Annotated in this window: 23 protein-coding genes; 8 read left to right on the top strand and 15 right to left on the bottom strand. The window is 70.9% G+C overall.

Annotation, left to right across the window (positions count from 1 at the left end):
- Nucleotides 1-51 precede the first annotated feature (51 nt).
- Nucleotides 52-279, top strand: a complete 228-nt coding sequence (locus HZS54_RS14025) for a hypothetical protein (protein WP_179917741.1) — start codon at nt 52-54, stop codon at nt 277-279.
- Nucleotides 280-561: 282 nt separating this feature from the next.
- Here the strand turns inward: HZS54_RS14025 and HZS54_RS14020 are convergent, their stop codons facing one another.
- From HZS54_RS14020 to HZS54_RS14000, 5 genes are all read right to left on the bottom strand, one after another.
- Nucleotides 562-1,119 (bottom strand): NAD(P)/FAD-dependent oxidoreductase, encoded by a 558-nt coding sequence (locus HZS54_RS14020; RefSeq protein WP_179917740.1) that lies wholly within the window; start codon nt 1,117-1,119, stop codon nt 562-564.
- 117 nt (nt 1,120-1,236) lie between these two features.
- Nucleotides 1,237-1,680, bottom strand: coding sequence for a hypothetical protein (locus HZS54_RS14015; RefSeq protein ID WP_179917739.1), 444 nt, complete (start codon nt 1,678-1,680; stop codon nt 1,237-1,239).
- 95 nt (nt 1,681-1,775) lie between these two features.
- Nucleotides 1,776-2,252, bottom strand: coding sequence for an SRPBCC family protein (locus HZS54_RS14010; RefSeq protein ID WP_179917738.1), 477 nt, complete (start codon nt 2,250-2,252; stop codon nt 1,776-1,778).
- Between the two features lie 81 nt (nt 2,253-2,333).
- Complete coding sequence (locus HZS54_RS14005; RefSeq protein WP_179917737.1) at nt 2,334-3,587, bottom strand: Glu/Leu/Phe/Val family dehydrogenase; 1,254 nt, start codon at nt 3,585-3,587, stop codon at nt 2,334-2,336.
- 65 nt (nt 3,588-3,652) lie between these two features.
- The gene (locus HZS54_RS14000) at nt 3,653-4,507 is read right to left on the bottom strand and encodes an HpcH/HpaI aldolase/citrate lyase family protein (RefSeq protein ID WP_179917736.1); all 855 of its coding nucleotides are present in this window, start codon (nt 4,505-4,507) and stop codon (nt 3,653-3,655) included.
- A gap of 315 nt (nt 4,508-4,822) precedes the next feature.
- Between HZS54_RS14000 and HZS54_RS13995 the strand changes: the two genes are divergently transcribed.
- Nucleotides 4,823-5,284, top strand: a complete 462-nt coding sequence (locus HZS54_RS13995) for a MaoC family dehydratase (protein ID WP_179917735.1) — start codon at nt 4,823-4,825, stop codon at nt 5,282-5,284.
- Nucleotides 5,285-5,396: 112 nt separating this feature from the next.
- On the opposite strand, the gene HZS54_RS13990 is transcribed toward HZS54_RS13995, so the two are convergent.
- A complete protein-coding gene (locus tag HZS54_RS13990) occupies nt 5,397-5,762 on the bottom strand; it encodes a DUF5658 family protein (RefSeq protein ID WP_179917734.1) in 366 nt (121 codons plus the stop codon).
- A 126-nt stretch (nt 5,763-5,888) separates the two neighbouring features.
- Nucleotides 5,889-6,290: a DUF5658 family protein gene (locus tag HZS54_RS13985; RefSeq protein ID WP_246391652.1), complete on the bottom strand. Its 402-nt coding sequence runs from the start codon at nt 6,288-6,290 to the stop codon at nt 5,889-5,891.
- A gap of 288 nt (nt 6,291-6,578) precedes the next feature.
- On the opposite strand from HZS54_RS13985, the gene HZS54_RS13980 reads away from it, so the two are divergent.
- Together HZS54_RS13980 and HZS54_RS13975 are read left to right on the top strand one after the other, a co-directional pair.
- The gene (locus tag HZS54_RS13980) at nt 6,579-7,223 is read left to right on the top strand and encodes a chemotaxis protein CheC (protein ID WP_179917733.1); all 645 of its coding nucleotides are present in this window, start codon (nt 6,579-6,581) and stop codon (nt 7,221-7,223) included.
- A 10-nt stretch (nt 7,224-7,233) separates the two neighbouring features.
- Entirely contained in the window at nt 7,234-7,944 is a 711-nt protein-coding gene (locus tag HZS54_RS13975) for a 5-formyltetrahydrofolate cyclo-ligase (protein ID WP_179917732.1), read from the top strand.
- 64 nt (nt 7,945-8,008) lie between these two features.
- Here HZS54_RS13975 and HZS54_RS13970 read toward each other — a convergent pair whose 3' ends face one another.
- The 3 genes from HZS54_RS13970 to HZS54_RS13960 all read right to left on the bottom strand — a co-directional run bounded on the left by HZS54_RS13970 (nt 8,009) and on the right by HZS54_RS13960 (nt 12,586).
- Nucleotides 8,009-9,418, bottom strand: a complete 1,410-nt coding sequence (locus HZS54_RS13970; protein ID WP_179917731.1) for an outer membrane protein assembly factor BamB family protein — start codon at nt 9,416-9,418, stop codon at nt 8,009-8,011.
- Nucleotides 9,419-9,573: 155 nt separating this feature from the next.
- Nucleotides 9,574-10,464, bottom strand: a complete 891-nt coding sequence (locus HZS54_RS13965; RefSeq protein ID WP_179917730.1) for a coiled-coil protein — start codon at nt 10,462-10,464, stop codon at nt 9,574-9,576.
- A gap of 247 nt (nt 10,465-10,711) precedes the next feature.
- Nucleotides 10,712-12,586 (bottom strand): glycoside hydrolase family 2 protein, encoded by a 1,875-nt coding sequence (locus HZS54_RS13960; protein WP_179917729.1) that lies wholly within the window; start codon nt 12,584-12,586, stop codon nt 10,712-10,714.
- 208 nt (nt 12,587-12,794) lie between these two features.
- Here HZS54_RS13960 and HZS54_RS13955 point away from each other — a divergent pair, with 208 nt between their 5' ends.
- Genes HZS54_RS13955 through HZS54_RS13945 form a run of 3 tightly spaced genes read left to right on the top strand, consistent with a single transcriptional unit; the run spans nt 12,795 to nt 14,380 of the window.
- Entirely contained in the window at nt 12,795-12,956 is a 162-nt protein-coding gene (locus tag HZS54_RS13955) for a hypothetical protein (protein WP_179917728.1), read from the top strand.
- Between the two features lie 58 nt (nt 12,957-13,014).
- A complete protein-coding gene (locus HZS54_RS13950) occupies nt 13,015-13,455 on the top strand; it encodes a DUF371 domain-containing protein (protein ID WP_179917727.1) in 441 nt (146 codons plus the stop codon).
- Nucleotides 13,456-13,510: 55 nt separating this feature from the next.
- The gene (locus HZS54_RS13945; protein ID WP_179917726.1) at nt 13,511-14,380 is read left to right on the top strand and encodes an endonuclease III domain-containing protein; all 870 of its coding nucleotides are present in this window, start codon (nt 13,511-13,513) and stop codon (nt 14,378-14,380) included.
- Between the two features lie 84 nt (nt 14,381-14,464).
- On the opposite strand, the gene HZS54_RS13940 is transcribed toward HZS54_RS13945, so the two are convergent.
- From HZS54_RS13940 to HZS54_RS13925, 4 genes are all read right to left on the bottom strand, one after another.
- Complete coding sequence (locus tag HZS54_RS13940) at nt 14,465-15,544, bottom strand: DUF1616 domain-containing protein (RefSeq protein WP_179917725.1); 1,080 nt, start codon at nt 15,542-15,544, stop codon at nt 14,465-14,467.
- 4 nt (nt 15,545-15,548) lie between these two features.
- Complete coding sequence (locus HZS54_RS13935; protein ID WP_179917724.1) at nt 15,549-17,570, bottom strand: hypothetical protein; 2,022 nt, start codon at nt 17,568-17,570, stop codon at nt 15,549-15,551.
- Nucleotides 17,567-18,499 carry a glycosyltransferase gene (locus HZS54_RS13930; RefSeq protein WP_179917723.1) on the bottom strand — a complete coding sequence of 311 codons (933 nt, stop codon included), beginning with the start codon at nt 18,497-18,499 and terminating at the stop codon, nt 17,567-17,569. Before HZS54_RS13930 ends, HZS54_RS13935 begins: the two co-directional genes overlap by 4 nt.
- A 290-nt stretch (nt 18,500-18,789) precedes the next feature.
- Nucleotides 18,790-20,214 (bottom strand): oligosaccharide flippase family protein, encoded by a 1,425-nt coding sequence (locus HZS54_RS13925; protein ID WP_179917722.1) that lies wholly within the window; start codon nt 20,212-20,214, stop codon nt 18,790-18,792.
- Between the two features lie 326 nt (nt 20,215-20,540).
- Between HZS54_RS13925 and HZS54_RS13920 the strand changes: the two genes are divergently transcribed.
- Nucleotides 20,541-21,857, top strand: coding sequence for a sulfatase family protein (locus HZS54_RS13920; protein ID WP_179917721.1), 1,317 nt, complete (start codon nt 20,541-20,543; stop codon nt 21,855-21,857).
- Between the two features lie 152 nt (nt 21,858-22,009).
- Here the strand turns inward: HZS54_RS13920 and HZS54_RS13915 are convergent, their stop codons facing one another.
- The gene (locus tag HZS54_RS13915) at nt 22,010-23,425 is read right to left on the bottom strand and encodes a right-handed parallel beta-helix repeat-containing protein (protein ID WP_179917720.1); all 1,416 of its coding nucleotides are present in this window, start codon (nt 23,423-23,425) and stop codon (nt 22,010-22,012) included.
- Between the last annotated feature and the right edge of the window lie 185 nt (nt 23,426-23,610).

The following is a 23,610-nucleotide window of genomic DNA, read 5'->3' as shown; positions in this document are numbered from 1 at the left end:
GCGAAACGGTCAATCAGAAAATACTTCCCCGCGCGGCCGGCCGCCGAAGACATGGGACGCCTGCGGTCGGTCGCGGAGTTCGCGATGTACTGGTGTCTGCTCGCCGGCGGGAGCGCGGCGCTGCTCACCCTCTGGGCGCTCTCGCAGATGTCGGCGCGGCCGGACCCGACGGTGGCGCCGGTCCTCGCGCTCTCGGCAGTCGCAGTGGTGCTGTTGTCGGCCGGCGCGGCGCTCAGGGTTTGGCTGGGTCCGCCAGACCCGACCGGGAGCACGGGGTGACCGACGGGAGTGGATCGGCTGGAGGAGGCGCGTGACCGCCCCCGGTGCCGTACGGTCGCTGCTTCCTGGCCGACTGGACGGGCGAGCGGGCCGGGGAGTTTGGGTGTCCGACTCGCAACCTCGCACGGACCACAACTATCAAATCAACTGGACGAGTGGGCAGATCGTATGGACGACGGACTCCGCATCCGGCTCAACGTCGTCATCCTGCTCCTCGTGGCGATACTGGTAGGGCTGTTCATCATCGCCACCGAGATCAACACCCTGTGAGCCCCGGGCTCGTCACTCGGCGTCGGCGGGCACGTCGAAGTCGTGGAAGTGCTCGCCTTTCTCCTTCGAGAGGACGTTCAGCGCCGCCGCGGCGCCGTCGCCGGCCGAAATCACGGCCTGCCACTCCTCGGCGCGAACCATCGCGCCGGTGGCGTAGGCGTCGGAGACCGAGGTCTCCATGGTCACGTCCACGTCGACGATGTCCTCGTCGGTGAACTCACACCCCAGTTCCTCCGCGAGGCCGCGGTTCGCGCCCGTCGCGAGCACGAGGTAGTCGGCGGCGAGGTCGTCGTCCTCGGTGACGACGCGGAAGCCGTCGCCGTCCTGCTCGACGGTCCCGACCTCCTCGCCCTGTCGGCGGTCGACGCCGAAGGATTCGACCTGTTCGCGGGCGTCCTCCACGAACGCCGTCCCGTCCTCGCTCTCGATGCCGAGGTAGTTGAACAGGTGGGCCTTGTGCATCCAGGTCTTGTCCGTGTCGAAGACGACGGTGTCGAGGCCGTTCTTCGCGGTGAACAGTGCGGCGCTCAGGCCGGCGGGACCGCCGCCGACGACAGCTACGTCTGTCATGCGTGAACACTGTACGGGCAGCGTGAAAGTCGTTGGCCTCCCCCGGATCGATTTCCGGGTTCACCGCGGCGAGGCGAGGCCGGCGGGTCGGCACCCCGTGTAACCGTCCGCGTCCGGTCAGCAGATAGCGTAGGAGAGGAAGACGGTGCCGTCGTCCCCGATCCAGCCGTCGACGCCGCCGTGACACGCGTTGTTTTCGACGGTCACGCGTTCCGTCGTCCCGCGAGCGGTCAGCGTGATCCGGAACGATTCGACGCCGTCGGGGTCGGCCGCGCTGGTGTTGTAGACGGTCCGTTCGCTCCCGGGTGAGAGGTCGTACGCCTCCTCGTGGACCGTGTCGTTGGTCGTCGTTCGGACGACCCGTAGCTGCGCGGTGACGGTTCGGTTCCACCGGTTCTCCAGGCTGACCGTCTGCGGATCCTGTTCGTCCAACTGGCCATGGAAGCCGGCGGGTTCGGCCGTCGGGGTCGGCGACTGACCGAACGGGACGGCGGAGAGACAGCCGCCGCCCGCACAGAGCGCCACGAGGGCGAGGACCGCGTGCCGTCGCTGCGGTGACATACGAGCGGGTCGCCGCTCGGAGTCAAAGGCTTTCTGGCACGTCGAAAGCGGGTGACCGAGCCCCGCTCGACGGCGCGGCCGGGGGAGCGGTCCCGCTACCCTTCGAGCAGTTCCTTCGTCTTCCGGTGGCGATACCGGAACATCGGCTCGAAGCCGACCCACCCGAGCGGGCCGAACAGCCCGCGGACGACGGGGAGTTCGTACTCGACGTGGTCGTGGACGCGGGTGCCGCCGTCGACCGCCTCGAAGGAGTGGGTGTGGACCCACTCCGGAAACGGCCCCGCCCGCATCTCGTCGCGGAAGAACGCCTGGCCGTCGCCCTCCTCGCGGGCGACGATGGCCGAGACCCACCGCTGGCGCGGGGCGACGCCGAAGGGGGCGACCGTCGACTCGACTCGCGACCCCGCCTCCAGCACGTCCGGGTCGGGATCGCCGTCGGGACCGACCGACGACTCGACCCGGAGGTTCATCCAGTCGGGGGTCAGCGCTTCGAGCCCCGACGCTCCCGAGTGAAACTTCCATACGTCCTCGAACGGCGCGTCGACGACGACCTCGCGCTCGTAGACCGGCATACACGCCGGTTGGGTCTCGGGCCGTAAAACCGGCGTGTCCAACGAGTGTGGTCCGCGGCGACCGCCTCGACCCACCGGCCGCTACGGCCAGACGCCGGCCTGCTCGCTGGCGCGGAGCACGCGCTCGATGGCGACGACGTAGGCGGCGGTCCGGACGTTCGGCAGGTCCCGGTCCTCGAAGGTCGAGGTCAGCCGGTCGAAGGCGTCGACGATCACCGTCTCCAGTTCGTCGTTGACGCGCTCCTCCGACCAGTAGAACCGCTGGCGATTCTGCACCCACTCGAAGTACGAGACCGTGACGCCGCCGGCGTTGGCGAGGATATCGGGGAAGACGTACACGTCCCGGTCGGTGAGCACGTCGTCGGCGTCGGGCGTCAGCGGCCCGTTCGCGGCCTCGACGATCACGTCCGCCCGTACGTCCGCGGCGAGGTCGCCGTCGATGGCGTTCTCCAGGGCCGCCGGGACCAGGAGATCCACGTCCAGCGTCAGCAGCTCCTCGTTCGAGATGGTCTCGGGCGCGTCGTAGTCGACCACGTCGCCGGTCTCGTCCTTGCGCTCTCTGACCGCCCGCGTGTCGAGGCCGTCGGGGTCGTAGGCCCCACCGGAGGAGTCCGAGACGGCGACGACGCTCGCGCCGAGGTCCTCGAGCAGTTTCGCGGCGATCGATCCCGCGTTGCCGTAGCCCTGGACGGCGACGGTCGCGCCGTCGACGTCTTTGTCGAGGTAGTCGAACGCCTCGCGGGCCGTCAGCATCACCGACCGACCGGTCGCCTCGACGCGCCCCTCGCTGCCGCCGCTGTCGGGCGCCTTGCCGGTGACGACGCCCGGCTCGGTGGTGTTCTCCAGGGTCTCGTAGGTGTCCTTGATCCAGTTCATCTCCCGCCGGCCGGTGTTCACGTCGGGCGCCGGGATGTCCCTGTCCTCGCCGACGATGGGGCGCAACTCCGTCGCGAACGCGCGTGTCAGCCGTTCGAGTTCGGCCTCGGAGTAGTCGTCGGGGTCGACGACGATCCCCCCCTTCCCGCCGCCGTAGGGGATGTCGACGACGGCACACTTGTACACCATCCAGCCGGAGAGGGCTTTGACCTCGTCGCGGGAGACCTGCGGGTGATAGCGGATCCCGCCCTTGTACGGGCCGCGGGCGCCGTTGAACTGCGAGCGGTATGCGCGGAACAGCTCGGTCGAGCCGTCGTCCAACTCGACCGAGAGGTTCGTCTCCAGGACGCGTTCCGGGCGTTTGAGCCGTTCGAGCGCTCCGGAGTCGACGTCGAGGTGGGCGGCGGCGTCGTCGACCTGCTCTTGGAGACTCTCGAAGGGGTTGATCTCCTCGGACATGCCAGACAGAAGGGTCAGCGCGGGGAAAAGGATTCGGCCGCTGGACAGCCGGTCCGGCCGGCCGCTCACTCGCGGACGCCGGCGGCCCGCGCGCGCTCCAGCACCCGCTCGGCCTGCGTGACCAGCGGCGCGTCGACCATCTCGCCGTCGACGGCGAACACGCCCCGTCCCTCCGCGTCGGCCTCGTCGCGGGCCGCCAGTACCCGCTCGGCCCACTCCACCCGGTCGGGGTCCGGCGTGAACGTCTCGTTGATCGGTCCGACCTGCGAGGGGTGGATCGCCAACTTCCCGTCGTAGCCGAGTTCGAGCGCGAACTCGGTGTCCGCGCGCAGGCCGGCCTCGTCCTCGAAGTCGGTGTAGAGCGTGTCGACGGCGTCGACCCCCGCGGCGGCCGCCGCGAGGACGACGTGCTCGCGCGCGTGGAGGACCTCCGTCCCCTCCTCGGTCCGGGTCGCCCCGATGTCGGCCGCCAGGTCCTCGGCGCCGAAGACCAGCGCGGCCGTCGGCTCGGCCGCAGCGATCGCCTCGGCGTGCAGGACCCCCGCGGCGGTCTCGACCAGCGCCAGGACCGGCAGGTCGGCGTCGCGCTCGGCCGCCAGATCCGCCAGATCGGTCACGTCGTCGGCCGACTCGGCCTTCGGCAGGACGAGCGCGTCGAGTCCGGCCCGCGCGTCGCCGTCGAGCACCGCGTCGAGGTCGGCGGCCGCGCCCCGACCCGGCGGTCGGACGCGCACGCACACCTCGCAGTCGGTGTCGAGGGCCGCGAGAGCCTCCCTCACGGCCGCGCCGGCCTCCGTCTTCCGTTCCGGCGCGACCGCGTCTTCGAGGTCGAAGACGACGGTATCGGCGCCGGTAGTCGGTGCGTTCCGCAGCAGTTCGGGCCGGTCCCCCGGCGAGAACAGGACGCTCCGGCGTGGCATGCTCCCGACTCGGAGCGGCGGACGTTTGAACCCACGGTCGCTCGGAGCGTGGGCGTTCGCGGTCCGTACACGCCCGATCCGAACGAAAAAGCACTTACCGGGCCCCGCCGGAATCGGTCGTTGCCCGCTTCGCGGGCCTCACCACCCACAGACCCTTCCACGCGACGGCGTAGAGGCCCGTCCGCCACCGGGTCTCTCTCGTCCGTCCGAACGCTCGCGCTCGCCAGCCGCGCGTGTCTCGACCGCGCGCCCGGCGGAGGTGAACCCCCACGCGACGGGCCAACGGTTAACCGCCGCCGAACCGACCGTCGAGCCATGCCCGGGCGCTACTACGAGGCGTTCGACGTGGGCGAGACGATCGCTCACGACAAGCGCCGCACGATATCGGAGTCGGACAACCAGCGCTTCTGCGACCTGACGATGAACCAGCAGCCGCTGCATCTGGACGCGGCGTTCGCCGCGGAGACGGAGTTCGGCGAGCGCGTCGTCAACGGCCTCTACACGCTGAGCCTCGCGGTCGGGCTGTCGATCCCGGAGACGACCGACGGGACCATCGTCGCGAACCTCGCCTACGATGACGTGGAGCACCCCGCCCCGGTCTTCCACGGGGACACGATCCGGGTCGAATCGACGGTGACCGACAAGCGCGAGACGAGCGACGGCGAGCGCGGCGTCGTGACGATGCACGTCGAGGCGTACCGCGTCGAGGACGGCGCGGACACGCTGGTCTGCGAGTTCGACCGGACGGTGCTGGCGGAGAAGCGACCCGAGGAGTAGCGACGCGTCGAAACGCGACCGGACCAGCGGCGTGTCCGCCTGTGGAGAGTTGGGGGAGCCGCCGGGACGGATCCCACGGCCGTCCCGGGCGTTCGGACACGCTCGCAGGCGGTCAGACGGTCGCGAGTGCGACCGCGTTGACGAGGACGGTCACCGTCCACGGGAGCGCGAGCCCCAGTGCGATGGCCGTCCCGTATCGGGGGCGGAGCGTCCGGAGTGCGCCGGCGCCGCAGACGACCAGGAGCTTCGCCGCGCCGAGCGCGGCGATCCCCAGGCCGCCGATGGCCCAGCGCATCACCGGATTGCCCTCCGAGAGCCCCATCGACAGTCCCAGCCACGTGGTGAACACGTCGAGTGTCACCGACGCGACGACGACTGCCCACAGCGCTCCCTCGACGACCCGGTCGTCGGCCGCGAGACCGAGCCGGTCGCCGATCCCCCGCGATCTGTCTACACTCGTCAGTGGTGTGCCGCGCATCGTACCCACCGCACGCCACCCCCCACCCAGAGGGGTGGATCGTGCGTTCGCCACGTCGTAGCAGGCTGTCAAAAAAGGATCGTTTCGGGCCACACTCGCGTGGTCGACGGCGGTCGCGAGACGGTGTCACAGCGACGCCAGGAGCGCGGCGTTGGCGAGGACGGCGAGCACCCAGGGAACGGCGAGGCCCAGCGGCGCGACGATCGCGTACTCGGGCCAGAGAAAGCGGAAGACGAGCGCGACGGCGACGGCGCCGGCCTTCGCGAGGCCGAGCGCCGCCAGGCCGAACGTCTCGAGCGCCTGTCTCATAAGCGGATTGCGCTCGACGAGACCGATCGAGAGGCCGTACGCAGTGAGGACGATATCGAGCACCAGCGCCCAGCAGACGAGTACCCACAGCAGTAGTTCCAGGTCGGACACGGAACCCGGGACGGTGCCGAGGTACTCGTCGAGGGCCGACGAATCGATGGCGGTCGGATCGGTCGTGACGAGCGGCATGTGTGGAGTTGCGACGGGTTGGTCGGTCACCGGGGGCGATCGAACCTCCCACCCGCCGTTTGCTACCGCGGCCGACACGCCCAAGAGTATACGTCGCTTATGCGCTCTCTCCCCCGGTATCGAGGAACTACCGGATCGAAGCCGCCGCCGAAGCCGTCCGTAGGCGCCGCCCCAAGCCACCTGTCCCGTTCCTACTCCGGCGGGGTTCGTCGGGTCCTCGCCGATAGCCGCCCCGGATCCCGACGGAGGCCCCCAACGCCGTTCGTCGGCCGGCCTGGCCGCCAGCACGTTTACGGTGGTCCAGTCCCACCGAGGCGTATGGATTACGAGGTCGACGTGCGGAAACTGGAGCTTTTCAACGACATGGCCAAGGAGGGAGCCACCACCGTCTCCGAGCATCTCAACCAACTTTCGGGCCTCCACACCGAGATCGAGGTCTCGAAGATCAACTTCCTCGACATGGCCGACGTGCGCACTCACCTCGGCGAGCACGAGCAGGTCGGTATCTACGTCGAACTCACGGAAGCGCCCTACGGCTACATCCTGTTCATGCTCGAACCCGAGGGGAGCAAGCGGCTCGCCCGGGGGATGGTCGGAGACATGGGCAGCGGGGAGGCCGAAGACGGTTTCTTCACCGACATGGAGCGGTCGGCCATGCAGGAGATCGGCAACATCATGACCAGCGGCTTCATCGACGGCTGGGCGAACGTCCTCGACACGACCATCGACATGTCCACGCCCTCGTTCGTCTTCGGCCCCGCCAGCGACATCGTCGACGAGATGGGCGGCTGGCCCGACGAGGAGATCGCCTTCGTCGTCGACTCCCACATCGTCGCCAGCGACGCCGACGTGGAGGTCACCGTCTACACGTTCCCGCAGCTGGCCGACCTGGTCCGGCTGATCCAGCGCATCGACGTGTCCACCGACGTCGACACCGACACCGCCGCCTCCGACGTGCTCTGACCGAGACGCGATGAGCCTCGACAAGGAGTCCCTCCGCCAGTCCGTCTGGGACCACCTCGAAGACAGCGGTGAAGCCCGCTTCCCCTTCCCGCCCCACGGCCGCATCCCCAACTTCGCCGGCGCCGACCGGGCCGCCGAACGACTGGCCGACCTGCCCGAGTGGAGCGAAGCCGAGCGGCTCAAGGCCAACCCCGACGCCCCCCAGCTGCCGGCCCGCCGGGCCGCCCTCGCCGCCGGCAAGACCGTCTTCATGGCCGTCCCGCGCCTGCGAGACGAACGCTGTTTCTACCGCCTCGACCCCGGCGAACTCGCCGATCCGGACGCCGCCGCCACCGTCTCCGGCGTCGCCGACCACGCCGAACAGGTCGGCCCCGACGCGGTGGGTCGGGTCGACCTCGTCCTCGTCGAGAGCGTCGCCGTCTCGCCGTCGGGCGCCCGCGTCGGCAAGGGAGAGGGCTACAGCGACCTCGAGTTCGCCGTCCTCTCCGAACTCGGCCTCGTCGACGCCGAGACGACAGTCGTCACGACCGTCCACGAGTCGCAGGTCCGCGAGGGGATCGACCCCGACGCCCACGACGTGCCCGTCGACGTCGTCGTCACCCCCGAGCGGACGGTCCGGACCGATCCGCCGTTCGAGCGACCGGACGGCATCGACTGGACGGCGCTTTCCGACGAGCGGGTCGACGAGATTCCGGTGCTGGAGCGGTTCCGGCCCGACTAATCGGTCGCGCCCGGGACATCTCACCGTTCGGTCGCGTCCGGGACACCTCAGCGCCCGGCCCATCTCAGCGCCCGGCCGCACCGAGCGCGTAGGCGGTCCCCGTCGCGTCGCCGACGAAGACGCGGCCGTCGACGACCGCGGGGGAGCTCGTCACGCGGCCGCCGAGGGCGACTCGCCAGCGCTCGCTCCCGTCGGCGGTATCGAGCGCCAGCACCGACCCGCCGTCCGTGCCGACGTAGACGCGGCCGTCGACGACCGCCGGCGAGGATTTCACGGGACCGTCGACTTCGTGGCGCCAGCGTTCGCTCCCGTCGACGGTATCGAGCGCCAGCACCGACCCGCCGTCCGTCCCGACGTAGAGGGTGTCCGCCACGGCGGGCGAGGAGAAGACGGGCTCGTCGGTCTCCCGGAACCAGCGCTCGGTCCCGTCGAACGCGTCGACGGCGGCGATACCGCCCGGGCTGGCGCCCGCGTAGACGACGCCGTCGGTGACCGTCGGCCCGGACCACGTCCGGATCCGCCCCGGTCCGGTGTAGTGCCACGCCTCCCGCCCGGTGTCGGCGTCCACGGCGTGGAGACGCCCGGCGTAACTCCCGGCGAACACCCGTCCGTCCGCCAGCGCGACCGGCGCGACGACGCCGAGGAATCCGCCCGCGTCGAACCGCCAGCGCTCGCTCCCGTCGGCGACGTCGACGGCGTAGATCCGGCCGTCCGTCGCGCCGAGGTAAGCGATACCGTCCGCGACGACCGGCCCGCTCCGCACTGCCGACGGCCCGGCGCGGTCGCCCGCGGCCGCGAACGACCACCGCTCGCGCCCGTCGCTCGCGTCCAGCGCCGTCAGCGCCCCGCCCTCGTCGCCGCAGTAGACGACGCCGTCGGCGACCGTCGGCGTCGCGCGCACCGCGGCTCCAGTCTCGTGGGTCCAGCGCTCGTTCCCGGCCGCGTCGTCCGGTGTCGCGCGAGCGCCCGCTCCCGACGCCCCGGGTCCCGAGACGGACAGCGCGGTCACCGTTCCCGCTTCGCTCCCGACGTACGCGCTCGCCCCGGCCACCGTGACCGACCCGCGGACCGCGCCGCCGATGTCGGCCGACCACACGGGCTCGACCGACGGTCCCGCTCCGAAGTCGGGGCCCGTCCCGTCGGGCCGCCATCCCGTGTGTGCGTCGTCGGCCTGGACCACCGGCCACCCGTCCGTCCGCGCGAGCGTCACCGTTCGCGTCTCCGTCGGCGCCGCCCCCGTCGGTGTCCGCTCGGCTGCGTCCCCCCGACCCGTCTCCCCGCTGGTCGACTCGACGGGAGTGTCGGTCGCCGCGTCGTCGGTCGGAGCGGACGTGACGTTCGCCCCGCCGTCGGACGCGTCTCCGAAGAGCGAACAGCCGCTCAGCGCGCCCGCACCGACCGCGAGCCCCCGCCGGAGCACCCGCCGGCGCGACCGCTCGGGACCGCCCCCGTCGTCGTCCGCACCCCGAACCATGTGGACGTTCTCGCGGGCCGCGGGGAAAAAGTCGCGGGGCGCAGTGAACGGGCCCGACCGCCGCCGGCGAGCGCACCGCAGAGCGACGGCGACCGTCCCCGTGCGGAGCGACGGCTACGCGGCGGCGGAAAACGCAGAAAGATCGCCGTCCGGCGTTAGAGCAGCCCCGTCTTCTGGAGCTTCATCAGGTCCTCGGTGTCGAGGGTCTCGCCTTCCTTGAACTTCTGGTAGATCTCCTCGGCCTCCTCGCGGGCGGCCTCCTCCTTCTCCTGGCGGGCCTCGCGCTCCTCCTCCTCTTCTTTCTTGTCGAGCTCGCGCAGGCGCTTCTGGACGCGCACGAAGTCCTCGTGGTGCTGGTCGGCCGCTTCCTGGGCCTCCACGAACTTCTCGTGCATCTCGTCGGCCTCGTCGCGGATGTCGTCGGCCTCGCGGTAGGCCTCGATCATCTGGTTGTGGTGCTCCTGAGCCTCGTCGGCCAGCTCGGTCACCTTCTGGTGGTGCTTGGAGGCCTCGGAGCGGATCTCCTCGGCTTCCTCCTTGATCTCCTCGAGGTCGCCGCCCTGGTTGAGCTTCTCCTTCTTCTCGGCGAGCTTCTCGCGCTTCTCCTCGATCTTCTCGATGAGTTCGCGCTCGTCCTCGGCCGAGAGGACCTCGGTCTGCTGTTTGAACTCCAGGTCCTCGATCTCGTCTTCGAGCTGCTCGATGTCCTTGCCCTCGTCGAGCTCGAGCTCGTCGCGCTGGTCCTCGACCTCGTCGAACAGCTCGTTGGCCTCGGCGTTGAGCTCGTTGCGCTTCTCCTTGTGCTCCTGGACCTGCTGGTTGAGCTCGTCGCGCTGCTCGCGGTGCTCCTGGGCCTCGTCGACCTTCTCGCGAGTCTTCGCGTTCAGGTCGTCGCGCTCGGAGGCGCGCTCGGAGGCCATCTGGTTGAGATCGTTTCGTCGATCTCGCAGCTGCCCGGCGAGCTTGATGAGCTCGCCCTTGGATTTGTTCTCGAGGTCGTCGTCTGTCACCGATACGTTCTTGGATTCGTCTATCGAGTCTGCCATAATTGTACCTCTATGCCATACCCGCTCCGGCGAGAGACAGGGCCACCGCTACGAAGTGGCTGACGCCGACAACAAGGGTGTCCTGTCATGCTGGTCGAAGTGCGATACAGCCGGAACGCCGGAGACGTTCTGGTACTTCGTCGTTGTGCCTCCCCTGATTTAAATATTCCGGTGGGTCGTGTTCCTGTTTCACACTCCCACGGCCCCGATATCGCCACGTCAGGACTTACCACACGGTAGCCGAGGCTTATAAACGGTAGACGTTCTCGACGCTCGCGTCGCCGACCCGGAGCGCGAGGTCGACCGACGAGGCGGCGCTCGGCACGTCGATGGTCCCGACGACGGACCGCGCGCCCGCGTCGACGGTGGCTTCGACCTCGCCGGACTCCCCGCTGGCCTCCCAGCGGACCGTCCCCGAGATGGCCTCGGGGGCGTCGTTGGCGACGACCACGTCGCACTCGCCGGCCGAGGCGCCCACGAGGAACGCCTGGACCGGCTCGAACGCCGCCGCGAGGCTGTCGACCGCTTCCTTCGGCGTCCCGTCGCGGGCGTAGACGCCCATCCCGGCGTCGCCGGCGTCCCGGAGCGCGTTCGCGACGACGACCGGTGCGCCGTCGGTCCGCAGCCGCTCGGCGACCCCCCGAACCAGTTCCGCCTGGTAGGCCTGCGAGGCCTCCGGGTCGTCGCTGCCGACGACGGCGTCGTGTTTCGACCGGTCGAACCCCGCCAGATCCGGGCCGCCGTCGTCGTCCGCCCCGGCCGGGTCGACGCCCTCGGGGAGCGACCCCGCGCCGAACTCGCCGACCGCCCCGTCCAGGTCGTAGCGGTCGCGCACCCAGTCGAGGTCGTCGACGCCGCCGTAGTCCCACCCGGGGTACAGCGCCGCCGCGTCGGGGTCGGTGCCGGGCTCGCCGACCACCGGATACACCGCGACGCCGTCGGGGACGGCCTCGGCGACTTCCTCGGCGGCGCCGCGGTCGTAGTCGCTCCGCCAGACGCGATAGCGGAAGCGCAGCCGGTCGACCAGCCCCGAGCCGACGCGCTCGGCGAACGTATCGGTGGGCTCGTCGTGGACGCCCACCGCCGCGAGGCTCGGGTGGTGGGCGTAAGTGTCGACCAGCCGCTCGGCCACCTCCTCCCCGCGCGCGATGTCGAACACGCCCGGGCCGGTCAGCGGCAGGTCCTGCCAGACGAGCAGACCCGCCTCGTCGCAGGCGTCGTACATCGCTTCGGGCAACGCATGAGCGTGCGCGCGCACGAGGTTCGCGTTCACCTCGACCGCCCGTTCGGCGTCGGCGACGGCCGCGTCCGTCAGTGCGACCCCGCGGACGGGCACGTCCTCGCCGTTGACGCGCAGGCCGCCCTCGTCGGTCCCCTCGACGGTCGCGATGCCGGTCGCGCTCGTCCGCGCGGCCTCGTCGAGCTTCGCGCGCACCTCGTAGCGGTGCTGGCGCCCCATCCCGCGGGGCCACCACAGCGACGGGTCCCGCACGTCGATCGACTTCTCGACGACCGCCCGCTCGCCGGCCGCCGCCGAGACGCTCGCGCGGTCCATCATCCCGCGACCGCGCCGGTCGCCGGCGGGTTTGGTCGTGAGCGTCAACCGGTCGTCCAGCGACTCGCCCGCGTACACCTCGACGGCCGCGTCGATGGTCGCTCCCTCCTCGGTCGCGCGCGGCCGCAGGTCCACGTCGACGACGAACGGGTCGGGCTGCCCCGTCACGTCGACGCCCCACCAGATCCCCGGGACCGACCGCTCGTCCGGGACCCGATCGGTGTCGTGAATGCCGCCGAATCGGTCCTCGGGCGCCCGGCACTCGACGACGAGTTCGTTCTCGGCCTCGGGCTCGAAGGGAACCTTGAGCGGCTCGAAGACGGCGTCGGACTCGGCGACCAGTTCGTCGTTGAGCCAGACTTCCGCACCCGCGTAGCACCCGCGTAGCTCCAGCAGCCCCAGGTCGTCGTCGGGGTCGCGCGGGTCGTCGAAGACGGTCCGGTAGGCGACCCGGTCCTCGCCGGCGAACGCGGCCGGCCGGCCGGGGACCTCGACCGACTGCCACTCGCCGGGCGTCGGCTTGCCGCCGCCGGGGTCGACCGCCGCACCGCTCCACTTGCTCGGCATACCAACGTCCGCGTCCCCCGGTGGTATATCAGTTACGTCGGACGGTCGGCGAGCCGCCGGCCGTCGCTCCCTCGGTCGCAGTCGACCCCGTTTCACTTTCGCTCACGAGACCGCCGTACGGGGACGGGTACCCCTCCGCAATCTTGCGATTATACTTTCACTCAGGGTACGGCTCGGGTTGATATGTCTCCGGCTCGAACGCCGTGGTATGTTGAGCGAGATAGCCTGCCGGTGCGAGGCGGCGAACTGCTCGCGGAAGCTCACCGACGGCGACTGCATGCTCGTCTTCCGGACCGAGGGCGGCGAGCGCCGCGCCTACGAGTGCGCGTGCGGGCACGTCACGGTCACCGTCGCCGCGCCCAGCGAGTGACCCCTCCCGAGCGGGCTGACTTCGACTGCCTGAAGTAGCGGCGTCCGAACCCACCCACATGAGCGACGACGCCGAGAGACTCGCCGAGGTCGTCCGCGCCCGCGGGCACGAGAACGTCACCGCCGAGCACGTCAGCACGCTGGAGTTCACCAGCGACGACTTCCTCACGCCCGCGGGCGACTGTATCCTCGCCGTCGAGGCCGACCGCGTCCCCGCCGACTTCGACGACGCGTTCGTCGACGCCTGCCAGGCCCACGGCGCGACGATCACGGCGACGATCGAGGCTGGGGGCCACGTCCACGAGGTGACGGGCCGCGGCCACCCCGACTTCTCCTTCGAGAACGAGCGCAGCCACGTGATCCGGACGAGCGACTACGTCGACGACCGGACCGTGCTGGTCGGAGCCTCCGGCGCCGCGGCCGACGTGGACCGCGAACTGGTCGCCGCGCTGGCCGACGGCGCCGACGCGACCCTGACGTTGCGAGTCGACCCGGCCTGACCGACCGAACGCGAGACGCGGGACGATTATGGGAGTCGAGCCCTGACGAACTGCCATGAGTGACGGAGCGGCCGACGCGGACGGGACGGACGGGGACCCGGAACCCGCGGAGAACATCAGCGGCGGCGCGGCGGGCGGCGGCGAGGCCGCCGCCTTCGAGCCCGGCGACGCGGAGACTCGCGCCGAGGCCGTCGTCGACCGGCTCGGCGACATCTACTGGCAGAAGGCGTACGGCGGGCGCGACGCCTTCGAGTGTCTCGTTCGCACGATCTTGAGCCAGAACACCTCCGACGTGGCGAGCCAGCCGGCCCACGACGCGCTGATGGACCGGTACGGTCCAGGTGGCGAGGCGGCGGGCGCCGCGGCCGGCGACGACCTCGCCGAGTCGCTCGCGGCCGCCGACCAGGCGACCCTCGCCGAGACCATCTCCTCGGCGGGGCTGTACAATCAGAAGTCCGAACGGATGATCGCGCTCGCCGACCGGATCTGCGAGGAGTACGGCGGCGCCGACGGCTTCGACGAGTTCGTCGAGACCGGCGAGCCGGGGGAGGTCCGCGAGACGCTGCTGGACATGAACGGCGTCGGCCCGAAGACGGCCGACTGCGTCCTGTTGTTCTCGGGCGGTCGCGGCGGGGTCTTCCCCGTCGACACGCACGTCCACCGCATCGCCCGGCGGATGGGGCTGGCCCCCGCCGACGCCGACCACGAGGGCGTCCGCGAGGCGCTGGAGGCGTCGGTCCCCGCGGAGAAGTGCGGTTTCGGCCACACCGCGACGATCCAGTTCGGCCGCGAGTACTGCTCGGCGCGGAAACCGGCCTGTCTCGACGACCCCGAGGCCTGCCCGCTCGCGGACCTGTGCGACCAGGTGGGCGTCTCGCCGGCGACGGGTGAGGTCGTCGACCCCGCCGAGGCGGCCGGCGACTGAGAGACGAGGCCGATCGTCGGAAACGGGGAACGGAAGCGGTCGTCGGGGACCGAAATCGGGTGTTTGGCGGGGCGAACGGCGTGGTCAGTCGCCGGCGGCGAGGGCGGCAGTGGCGTTCCCTGCGGCGGTCTCGTCGTCGTCAGTGGCGTTCGCGGCGGCGGTCGCCTCCGCGATCGGGTCGTCGGTGTACCAGACCTGCAGCGAGCGGTAGGCCGACGCGCGGGAGGGGACCTCGGGCGCGTCGCCGCGGTAGAGGTACGCGCGCAGGCGACTCGGCGCGTCGCCGGCGGCCGGTTCGGGGTCGAACTCAAGATACCGGATCGCGCCGTCGCGCAGCGAGAGGTCCTCGCGGACCCGTTCGGTCGCCGAGCGGACGACGGTCACGTTGTCCCGCCGCTCGACCGTCTCGCGGACGAGGACGACGGTGTAGTCGGTGCGCTCGCCCTCGCCGTTGATCACCTCGACGTAGATCGGGCGGTCGGCGGCGACGGCGCCGGTGTAGTTGGCGGTGACGTACTCGCCGGTGGCGTTCTGGGTCAGCGCGGCGAACTCGGTGAACTGCTCGTCGGTGCCAGCCTGGTTCGTGTCGGTCGTCGCGAGGACGGCGCTGGCACCGACGGCGCTGGCGACCAGCAGGAGCGCGAGCACGAACGTCGCCGAGAGGCGGGGGCGGAAGACGCGAGCGGCCGACCCCAGCCCCGTCGACGGGGCGTAGCGCAGGCGCGCGGGAACCCGACTCCGCCGGTAGGCCGCGGCGGCGACGGCGGCCAGCGTCGCGACGGTGAGCGCCGCGAGGGTCGGAAGCGGGCGGATGGCCCACGGGCTCGCGTTGACGGCCAGCGCGACGGTCGCGACGACGGCGACGCTCGCGGCGACCGTCAGGCCGGCGCGGACGAACGGACTGATCGCGTCGACGGACGTGTCGCCCGCGGGCGAGGCGGTCGCGCGCGGCCGCTGGAGGTCTGTCCGGCCCTCGCCGCGGGGGTACAGCGCGGCGACGACCGCGTACCCCGGCGCCAGCAGGACGACGGGGAGCCCCAGCGCGACGCGCAGGGCGGCGATATCGATCGACAGCGCGACGACGACGTCGAAGACGGCGACGAGGACGACGACCAGCGCGAGGTCGGCGAACCCGCCGAGACGTGGTGGTGACTCGTAGCTCATGGTGTCAGGCCCCCGGTCGGGTACACAGCTCCGCGTTCTGGTTCTCGTAGACCCGGTTGCTCCCGACGGGACAGATCTGGTCGCGGTCGACTTGCCGGGTCACCACGGCGCCGCCGGCGGCGGTGAACATCGGTGCGCCGGTCGACTGGTAGTCGCGGTAGACCACCCGGTCGTACGGTGGGTCCGTCCCGTCGACGCGGGTGAGGTTGATTGTGTCGCTGAAGTGCGCGCCGCTGCTCTTGAACGCGGTCCGCCAGGGGTGGTCGGTGAAGACCGTCTCGACGCTGGCGGGCGTCGTCTCCCCGATGGTCCCCATGGCGGCGATCTCCGACTCGGAGTAGGCGTACTGGGACCACTGCTCGTCGAAGGTCGGGTCGTCGAGCGTCGCCTTCTTGCCGGCGACCATCGCGAACGGGAAGACCAGCATGAGCACGACCAGCACGGCGGCCGCCGCGCGGGCCGAGAACTGCGTCCCGAGGTAGCGCAGGCCGGCGGCGCCGACGACGGCCATCAGCGCGTAGGCGAACGCGAACCACCGGCCGGGGAGGAACGTGCGGATCCCGAACAGCGGCAGGCCCAGCGAGAAAAAGAGCATCGCGCCGATGGCGACGACGAGCGTGTGCGACGCCTGCGGCGAGCGGTGGCGTCGGACCAGCGCGAGCCCGCCCAGGACCGCCGCGAACAGCAACACGAGGAACCCGACGGCGTCGACGTAGGTCGCAAGACGGGTCATCAGCGGCGACGCCGTGTCGGTGCCGACGGTCGCTGCCGCGGCGGCGGCGCCACCGCCGCTCTCGCTCCCGGCGAGGTTCAGGAACCCGGCGGAGGTCCGCAGCGTCAGCGCGAGCAGTCCGACCATCCGCGTGAGGAACGGCTCGCCGCCCCAGGGCGTGATCGCCCAGATCGCTCCCGTGAACAGGAGGTGGAAGGCGAACGCCCAGTGGAGGCCGACGACCCCCGGCGAGGTCCGCGAGGCGCCGTCGGTGATCGGGTCGCCCGACTCGGCGCCGAGGCTCATCGAGCCCGCGAGCCCGGCGGGGGTCGCCCAGCCGACGTGGCCGACGACGAGCTGGGCGACCACGGCCGACCCGACGAACACCAGCGAGACGAACGCCGACACCTGGTGGGTGAGCGTCACCGCGACGATCGACCCGGCCAGGAGCGCCCAGTCGGCGTAGCCGGTCTCGGCGTGGAGCAGGCGCGCGACCGCGAAGACGACCCCGAGGAAGAAGACGAGCCCGAGGCTCGTCGGGATGATGTGCATGCCCCAGCGGATCGCCTGGTCGGTCATCGCGAACGCGCCGGTCGCGAACAGCGCCCAGCGGGCGTCGACGAAGTAACGGGCGGTCCCGTAGACGAGCAGCACCGAGAGCGCGACCGTGCTCCCGACGACGAGATACAGCGAGAGCCGCAACGAGACGCCGAGCAGGTCCGAGCCGACGACCGTGATCAGGTGGTGGAACGGGGCGAAGAGGTACTTCGCACCGGCCAGCGGCCCGAGCGAGTCGGCGGCCCCGACGGCCGCGGCGTACTGGGTGACGTGTTCCCAGCTGTCGACGCCGACGAAGCCAGGCGTCGTGAACAGGCCGGTGAACCTGACGACGAACGCGTGGGCCAGCACCTGCGCGAGCACGAGCCGCCGGTCGAGCGCGTCCTCGCTCAGGAAGACGGTCTGCAGCAGAACGAACGCGCCCACGGCGCCGCTCGCGAGGAGGATCCCGAGCGTTCGCGTCCCGGCCAGCGCCGCCCAGGTCGCGATCCCGATCAGCGCGATCCCGGTCAACTCGGCCGCAGCGACGCCGCTGGCGTCGAGCGTCGGCTGTCGCCGCTCGGCGGCGCCCTCCCGCCGCACCGAGAACAGGTAGAGACCGCAGGCCGCGCCGACGACGACCGGCACCGTCCGGACGTACAGCGACGAGGTCAGCACGGCCATCGGAAGCATGCCCACCGCGAGGACGAGGCCGACTGCGGCGACCGCGACGTCGAAGCGGGTGTCCGACAGCCAGGTCGTCGGGTGCCGGTTCACGCGGCGCTCACCTCCCCGTCGAGGGCCCGCTCGTAGACGGAGAGCAGGTCCTCGCCCATGCGTTCGAGGCCGAACTCGCGGGCTCGCTCGCGACCGTTCGGCTCGGTCGTCGGCGCGATCGCCTCGGCCAGCGCCTCGGCCAGCGCGGCGTCGGTGTCTGCGACGGCCGAGCAGTCGACGCCGTCGAGCAGATCGGGCACGTCGCCGACCGGCGTCGCGACGACGGGCAGGTTACACGACAGGGCCTCCTTGACGGCGTTGGGCGACCCCTCGCGGTCGGAGGTCAACAGCATGGCGTCGGCGGCGTTCATGTACGTCGGCACCTCCTCGTGGGGGACGCCCGAGACCGCGTGGAGTTCGAGCGGTCCCTCGACCGCCTCGCGCGCTCGCTCGACGACTCGCTCGGCGCGGGGGTAGTTCTTCTCGGTTCGCCCGGTGTCGTACGGGAAGAGGACGTGCGTGGCGTCGCCGTCCCAGCCGACGGCGGCGACGGCCTCCTCGCGGGGCTGGGGGGCGAACCGGTCGGTGTCGATCCCGTGGGGGACGACCGTCGAGTCGCGGTCCAGCGCGCCCGCCATCTCCGGGGACATGACGACCACTTCGTCGGCGAAGCGGGCGCACTGCTCGCTGACGGTCCCGTAGCGGCCCAGCAGGTCCGACCCCCACAGCGAGAGGACGACCGGCCGCACCGGCTGAGCCAGCGCCGCCGGCGCGGTCAGGCCGTAGTTGGCGTGGACCAGGTCGATGTCCGGGCCGCGGGCGGCCCTGAGCACGCGGGCGTAGAAGCGGGCGTACTCCGCCAGCGACCGCTCGCGGGACCCGCCGGGGACCGGGACGACGGTACAGGTGACGCCGTTTCGCTCCAGTACCTCGACCTGCTGTTCGAAAAACGGTCTGCGCGACGTGACCAGCTGAAGCGTTCGGACCATCTATCGGACCACCGTCCGTCGCGACCCCCGCGACGCGGACGCCGATGCGGCCGGCGACCGGACGGCGCCGTCCCGGCCGGCCGGCTGGTTCGAACCCCTCGGCTGTGCTGTGCTGTCGAGCCCGTTCACACCCCTATCGTTCCACGGTTCGTCCATTGTAATGATGCGACTACGCCCCCGATCACCGGGACTAACGCCGCACGCGTGCGTTCGCGGGCGTACCGACGGGGCCGAATAGAGCGTATAACGCCGGTGCCGCCGGCGATCTCGCGGAGCGGGCGACGACGCAGTCAGGACCACGACCCGGTCACGTCTTCGATGGCGGTGCGCATCTCCAGGCGGATCCCCTCGTGGGCGAGCAACAGGAGCGCGTAGACGGCGACGCCCGCCGCGACGCCTCCGGCGACGCGCTGCGGGCCGGCCGGGAGGTACGGCTGGAGAGCGTAGACGGCGAGTCCCATGATCGCCGCCGCCGCGACGCTCCAGGCGATCCGCCCCCACGGGACGACCACGTCGACGAAGCGGGTGACGTAGGTGACCGAGACGACCGCGGCGGTCGCCGCCGAGCACGTCGTCGCGACGGCCGCACCGAGGATGCCGAACTGCGGCACCAGCGCGAGGTTGAGGACGAGGTTCGTCACGATGGCCGCCATGCTCCCCCGGTAGCCCAGACTGGGCTTGTCCATCGCGAACAGCGACGGGCCCAACACGAGCTGGACCGACCGCAGGATCTTCTCGGTCATGAAGACGATCAGGACCGGGTAGGCGACGACGGTCTCGGCGCCGAACAGCGTCCCCAGGATCTCCCGGCCGAGGACGACAGCGCCGGCGAACGCCGGGATCGTCAGGTACAGCGGGATCTGCAGCCACTGCTCGAAGGCCGACTCGATCCGGTCGATGCGGTCCTCGGCGTGCCACTGGGAGATCTGCGGGAACAGGGAGGTGCGGATCGCCTCGGTGAGCATCATCGCGACGCTGGCGACGCGCCAGGCGATCTCGTAGGCGCCGACGAGGTCGACCCCGACGAACAGCCGGAGGATCGCCACGTCCATCCACTGGTAGACGAAGCCGCCGACGTTCCCGATGAAGACGTACCGGCCGAAGTCGACGAGGCTCCGCGCCCGCGAGATGCTCGGGAGCGCGACCGAGAGGTCCATCCGAACGAGCGCGCCCAGCGCCGTCGCGAACCGCCCGGCGATGTAGGCGACGATGAGCCCCTTCGCGCCCCACCCCTGCTCGACGAGCGCGACGCCGACCGCCACCCAGGTGATCTTGCCGAGGACTTTCAGCGCGGCGTTCTTGTCGACGCGCATCTGCCCGGCGAGCAGCCGCAGGGTCAGCCCGCGGCTCTGGGCCGCCACCAGCCCGAGGACGACCAGCGGCACGACGCCGGCGACGCCGACGTACGACTCGACGTGAGGGGTCAACAGGACGAGCGCGCCGATCCACGGCAGCATCAACAGCGCTTTCGTGAGGACGCCGGTCGCGAGGATCTCGCCGGTCGCCCCCGTCGAGGAGAGCTGCTTCTCCGCGGCCTTGGAGATGCCCAGGTCGATCGGGATGCCGAGCATCCCGACGACCGCCTGGAAGACGAAAAACGACCCCATTGGGCCGGTGCCGAGCGTCTGCGTGAACCAGGCGATCGCGGCGAACTCGACCAGCGCGAGGACGATACTGCCGGAGAACAGTTTCAGGATGGAGTCTCGCAGGTCCATGGGCTACGATCCGGCCGTCGCGCCGGGCCGTCGGCCCGGTCCGTACACTCGGTGGCCGCCCCTCGGCGCCGTCCGACCGGCGACGGGGGGTCCGCTCGACGCTCTCCGACCGAACTCGCGTGCGCGTCGGCCGTCCCCACCGGACGGCCGACCGACGGGACCGAGCCGGCGGGAGGACGCCGGCCGACTCGCGCGGATACAGGTCATTCGTCTCGCCCGTCCGCGAGCGCTCCCCCTTGTTAAACGGCCGTTACTCGCGAGTAAGCGCTCCGTATCGGGGCGTTACGGCCATCATAGCTAATGGCGAGAGCCCGGTCGGGCCGCGTATGGATCGAGCGCGCCCCAACGTGCTGTTCGTCTGTGTCGACGCGCTGCGGAGCGACTTCGCGTTCGGGGACTACGGGGCGGACAAGCCCCTCTTCGAGTTCCTCGAACGCGAGGGAACGGCCTTCGACACGATGGTCGCCGCGGCGTCGTCGACGACGCCCTGCGTCGCCAGCTACATGACCGGCACCTACCCGCCCGACCACGGCGTCCTCTCGCTGCGGGACTTCTCGCTGGCCGACGACGCGACGACACTTGCCGAGGCGTTCGCCGCCGCCGGCTACGACACCTCGGCGTCGGTCACCGGCCCGATCACCGAGGACACCGACCTCGACGCCGGCTTCGACCGCTACGACTACCGCGAGCGCGACACCACCGTATACACCGACTGGTTCGACGAGTACCGGGCGGAGCTCGACGAGGCCGAGGGGCCGTGGTTCAGGTACCTCCACCTCTGGGAGGCCCACGTCCACAAGGACCTCCCGCCGGACGCCGACGACGAGGAGATCGACTACGACGCGGCCGTCCGCGGCGTCTTCGAGAAGCTCCAGCGCCTGCTGGAGGTCGTCGACCTCTCGGAGACCATCGTCGCGGTCACGGGCGACCACGGGGAGGCGTTCCGCGACGGCACCTGGCGCCACAGCGCGTCGATCATCGGCTTCAACCAGGTCCCCATCCCGTTCACCGACAAGCGCACGCGCAACGTCCGCAGCGACGTGTACGACCAGTACCTCCGGCCCCGGGGCATCGAGACCGAGGAGTGGTACAACTCCCTGCGGCGGGCCAGCGCCACCGAGTTCCCCAACGCCTTCCACCGCATCGGCCACGGCTACCACGTCTACGACTTCCTCACGAGGGTCCCGTTCGCCGTCGTCGGGCCGGGCGTCCCGAGCGGGGGCCGCGTGACCGACCAGGTCCGGTCGGTCGACATCTTCCCGACGCTGCTCGACGCGGCCGGCGTCGACCGGCCCGACGAGGTGACCGGTCAGGACCTCCTCGCGGGGTCGATCGACCACCGGCCGGCCCACGTCCGCGCCGTGGGCGCCTCCGGCGAGCGCGAGCGGTGGCTCGACGGCGTCCGCTACGACGGCTGGAAGTACGTCCAGGGCCGCAACCGCGAGCTGTGCCAGCTGTTCGACCTCGAATCCGACCCGAAGGAGCTGGACAACGTCGCAGACGACAACCCGGAGGTGGTCGAACGGCTCCGCGGGATCGTCGACGAGCACGTCGCCCGCGAGCGCCAGCTCGAGACGGCCTCGGTCTCCGAGGGCGCCGAACAGCGGATGACCAGCCGGCTCGAAGACCTGGGATACCTGTAGCGGGCGGCGCCGCGGTCGTCCGGTCGGGATCGCGTCGAAACGGACCGTCCCGGTGGAGGGCGAAGAATCCCCGGCGAAGGGGGAGAATCCGCGGAGGGCCGAAGAGGGCGGCGACCGCGTGTCTGACAGCGTGACCCCGGTGTTCCGAACGGTTACCGCGGGCAGCCGATCGTCGGGTCGGACGGTTTCTTCGCGCCGTAGTGGTTGGTGTCGAAGTTCACGTTCCGGAACTGGTTCGAGTGGGGCTGGATGATCGACTCCGTGCCCCGACCCGGTGCGGGCTTCTTCGGGTTGTGGAACCAGTTGTGGTGGATGTCCGCGATGTCGTCGGGCACGCCGCGGATGCTGACGTGCGACTCGGGGTCCTCCCCGGAGTTGATGTGTTTGGTCGGGACGAACGTGTTGTGGTGGATATTCAGCGTGGTCGCGCCCGGCCGATGGGTGCCGACCTGGTAGGCGACGGCCTTGTCGCCGAAGTGGTTGTAGCGGACCTCGTAGCCGGCGGTGCCCTGGTTCGCGACGGAGTGGCGGTTGTAGTTGAAGCGGTTGTACTCGATCAGGGTGCTGCCGCCGCCGATGCAGACGATCCCGTAGCCGAGGCCGTCCATCGGGTTGGAGTGGATGTGCGAGTGGTGGACCCGCGCCGAGTGCAGCAACTTCACGCCCGAGTACGTGAACCCGGAGATCTCGACGTTGTCGATCTCGCAGCCGTTGCCCCCGACGACCACGCCGCTGTGGACCGGGCGGCTGTACTCGGTGTACTCGTCGTTCGGCGCGGTGATCCGCACGCCCGTGATCCGAACCTGGTGCTCGGTGTGGATGGGGCCCTCGCCGTGGACCTCGCCGGCGTGGATCTCCCCGCCCTTGGCGCCGCCGACCCCGCGGTTCGAGGCGAGCGTCACGCCCGAGGGAACGGTTAGCTCGCGCTTACCGGCCTGGATCGTCGCCGACGGGTCGACGTAGACCACGTCGCCGCTGGAGGCCCCGTTCAGCGCCGTTTCGAGCCCTGCGATATCGGAGACGACCGTGGTGGCCGCCGACTTCGGGACCGCGTCCGGGTAGCCCTTCCCGCCGCCGAGCACGCCGCTGGCCGCCGGCAGCGACTTCAGCGTCTTCTTCTTCGCGACCGCCGAGGGGTCGACGCGCGTCCCGTCGACGCGGAGTTCGAAGTCGCCCTTCGTCGGCGAGAAGCCGGTGATGCGTCCCTCGAACGTGTAGGTATCGCGGCCCCACGAGCCGACCGACCCGGTCGCGGTCCGGGTGCCGTCGCCGTTCTCGGTGATCGAGTCGTTGCCATCGGCGTCGCCGCGGACGGGTTCGACCGCGCCCGTCGCGGTGAACTCGTAGTTCACCGCCTTCGAACCGGTGCTGTCGATCTCGATCCGGCGCCGACCGCCCGACGCCTGGGCGGCCTGTCCGCTCCCCGTGACCAGCGGAGCCGCCGCCGTCGCGGCAGCCGCCGTCAGAAACGACCGTCGCCCGAACCCGCCCGAACCGCCCGGTAAGCCCGCGTTACGATCGTCCCGTGTTTCGTCACCCGTCGTTTCGCTCTGGTTTCCGAACACCATATCGCGGTAAGTCTCTGCTTCTGGGATAAGGCTACCTGCAGTAGCGGTGCGTGGCACACTCGCTTGCGCGCCGCTTCCGTACCGGATTCGTACAGTTGGTTGCGGCTTCCCGAGTCTTTGCGTAGGAGCGGCTTACCCGAGACGGTCGGCGAGCGGGGAGCGCGCACCGCGACCGGCTCGCTCGG

This window comes from Halosimplex pelagicum (assembly GCF_013415905.1).
GTDB lineage: Archaea > Halobacteriota > Halobacteria > Halobacteriales > Haloarculaceae > Halosimplex > Halosimplex pelagicum.
Note: the sequence above shows the minus strand (reverse complement) of the source record. Positions and strands in the feature narration are given on the sequence as shown.

Coding starts and splice junctions, on each gene's coding strand:
- HZS54_RS13965 (WP_179917730.1), bottom strand. CDS start 10,464: ATGGCAGACTCGATAGACGAATCCAAGAACGTATCGGTGACAGACGAC.
- HZS54_RS14025 (WP_179917741.1), top strand. CDS start 52: ATGGGACGCCTGCGGTCGGTCGCGGAGTTCGCGATGTACTGGTGTCTG.
- HZS54_RS13940 (WP_179917725.1), bottom strand. CDS start 15,544: ATGAGCTACGAGTCACCACCACGTCTCGGCGGGTTCGCCGACCTCGCG.
- HZS54_RS13995 (WP_179917735.1), top strand. CDS start 4,823: ATGCCCGGGCGCTACTACGAGGCGTTCGACGTGGGCGAGACGATCGCT.
- HZS54_RS13930 (WP_179917723.1), bottom strand. CDS start 18,499: ATGGTCCGAACGCTTCAGCTGGTCACGTCGCGCAGACCGTTTTTCGAA.
- HZS54_RS13960 (WP_179917729.1), bottom strand. CDS start 12,586: ATGCCGAGCAAGTGGAGCGGTGCGGCGGTCGACCCCGGCGGCGGCAAG.
- HZS54_RS13975 (WP_179917732.1), top strand. CDS start 7,234: ATGAGCCTCGACAAGGAGTCCCTCCGCCAGTCCGTCTGGGACCACCTC.
- HZS54_RS13950 (WP_179917727.1), top strand. CDS start 13,015: ATGAGCGACGACGCCGAGAGACTCGCCGAGGTCGTCCGCGCCCGCGGG.
- HZS54_RS13915 (WP_179917720.1), bottom strand. CDS start 23,425: ATGGTGTTCGGAAACCAGAGCGAAACGACGGGTGACGAAACACGGGAC.
- HZS54_RS13945 (WP_179917726.1), top strand. CDS start 13,511: ATGAGTGACGGAGCGGCCGACGCGGACGGGACGGACGGGGACCCGGAA.
- HZS54_RS14000 (WP_179917736.1), bottom strand. CDS start 4,507: ATGCCACGCCGGAGCGTCCTGTTCTCGCCGGGGGACCGGCCCGAACTG.
- HZS54_RS14015 (WP_179917739.1), bottom strand. CDS start 1,680: ATGTCACCGCAGCGACGGCACGCGGTCCTCGCCCTCGTGGCGCTCTGT.
- HZS54_RS14020 (WP_179917740.1), bottom strand. CDS start 1,119: ATGACAGACGTAGCTGTCGTCGGCGGCGGTCCCGCCGGCCTGAGCGCC.
- HZS54_RS13955 (WP_179917728.1), top strand. CDS start 12,795: ATGTTGAGCGAGATAGCCTGCCGGTGCGAGGCGGCGAACTGCTCGCGG.
- HZS54_RS13990 (WP_179917734.1), bottom strand. CDS start 5,762: ATGCGCGGCACACCACTGACGAGTGTAGACAGATCGCGGGGGATCGGC.
- HZS54_RS13980 (WP_179917733.1), top strand. CDS start 6,579: ATGGATTACGAGGTCGACGTGCGGAAACTGGAGCTTTTCAACGACATG.
- HZS54_RS13970 (WP_179917731.1), bottom strand. CDS start 9,418: ATGGTTCGGGGTGCGGACGACGACGGGGGCGGTCCCGAGCGGTCGCGC.
- HZS54_RS14010 (WP_179917738.1), bottom strand. CDS start 2,252: ATGCCGGTCTACGAGCGCGAGGTCGTCGTCGACGCGCCGTTCGAGGAC.
- HZS54_RS14005 (WP_179917737.1), bottom strand. CDS start 3,587: ATGTCCGAGGAGATCAACCCCTTCGAGAGTCTCCAAGAGCAGGTCGAC.
- HZS54_RS13920 (WP_179917721.1), top strand. CDS start 20,541: ATGGATCGAGCGCGCCCCAACGTGCTGTTCGTCTGTGTCGACGCGCTG.
- HZS54_RS13925 (WP_179917722.1), bottom strand. CDS start 20,214: ATGGACCTGCGAGACTCCATCCTGAAACTGTTCTCCGGCAGTATCGTC.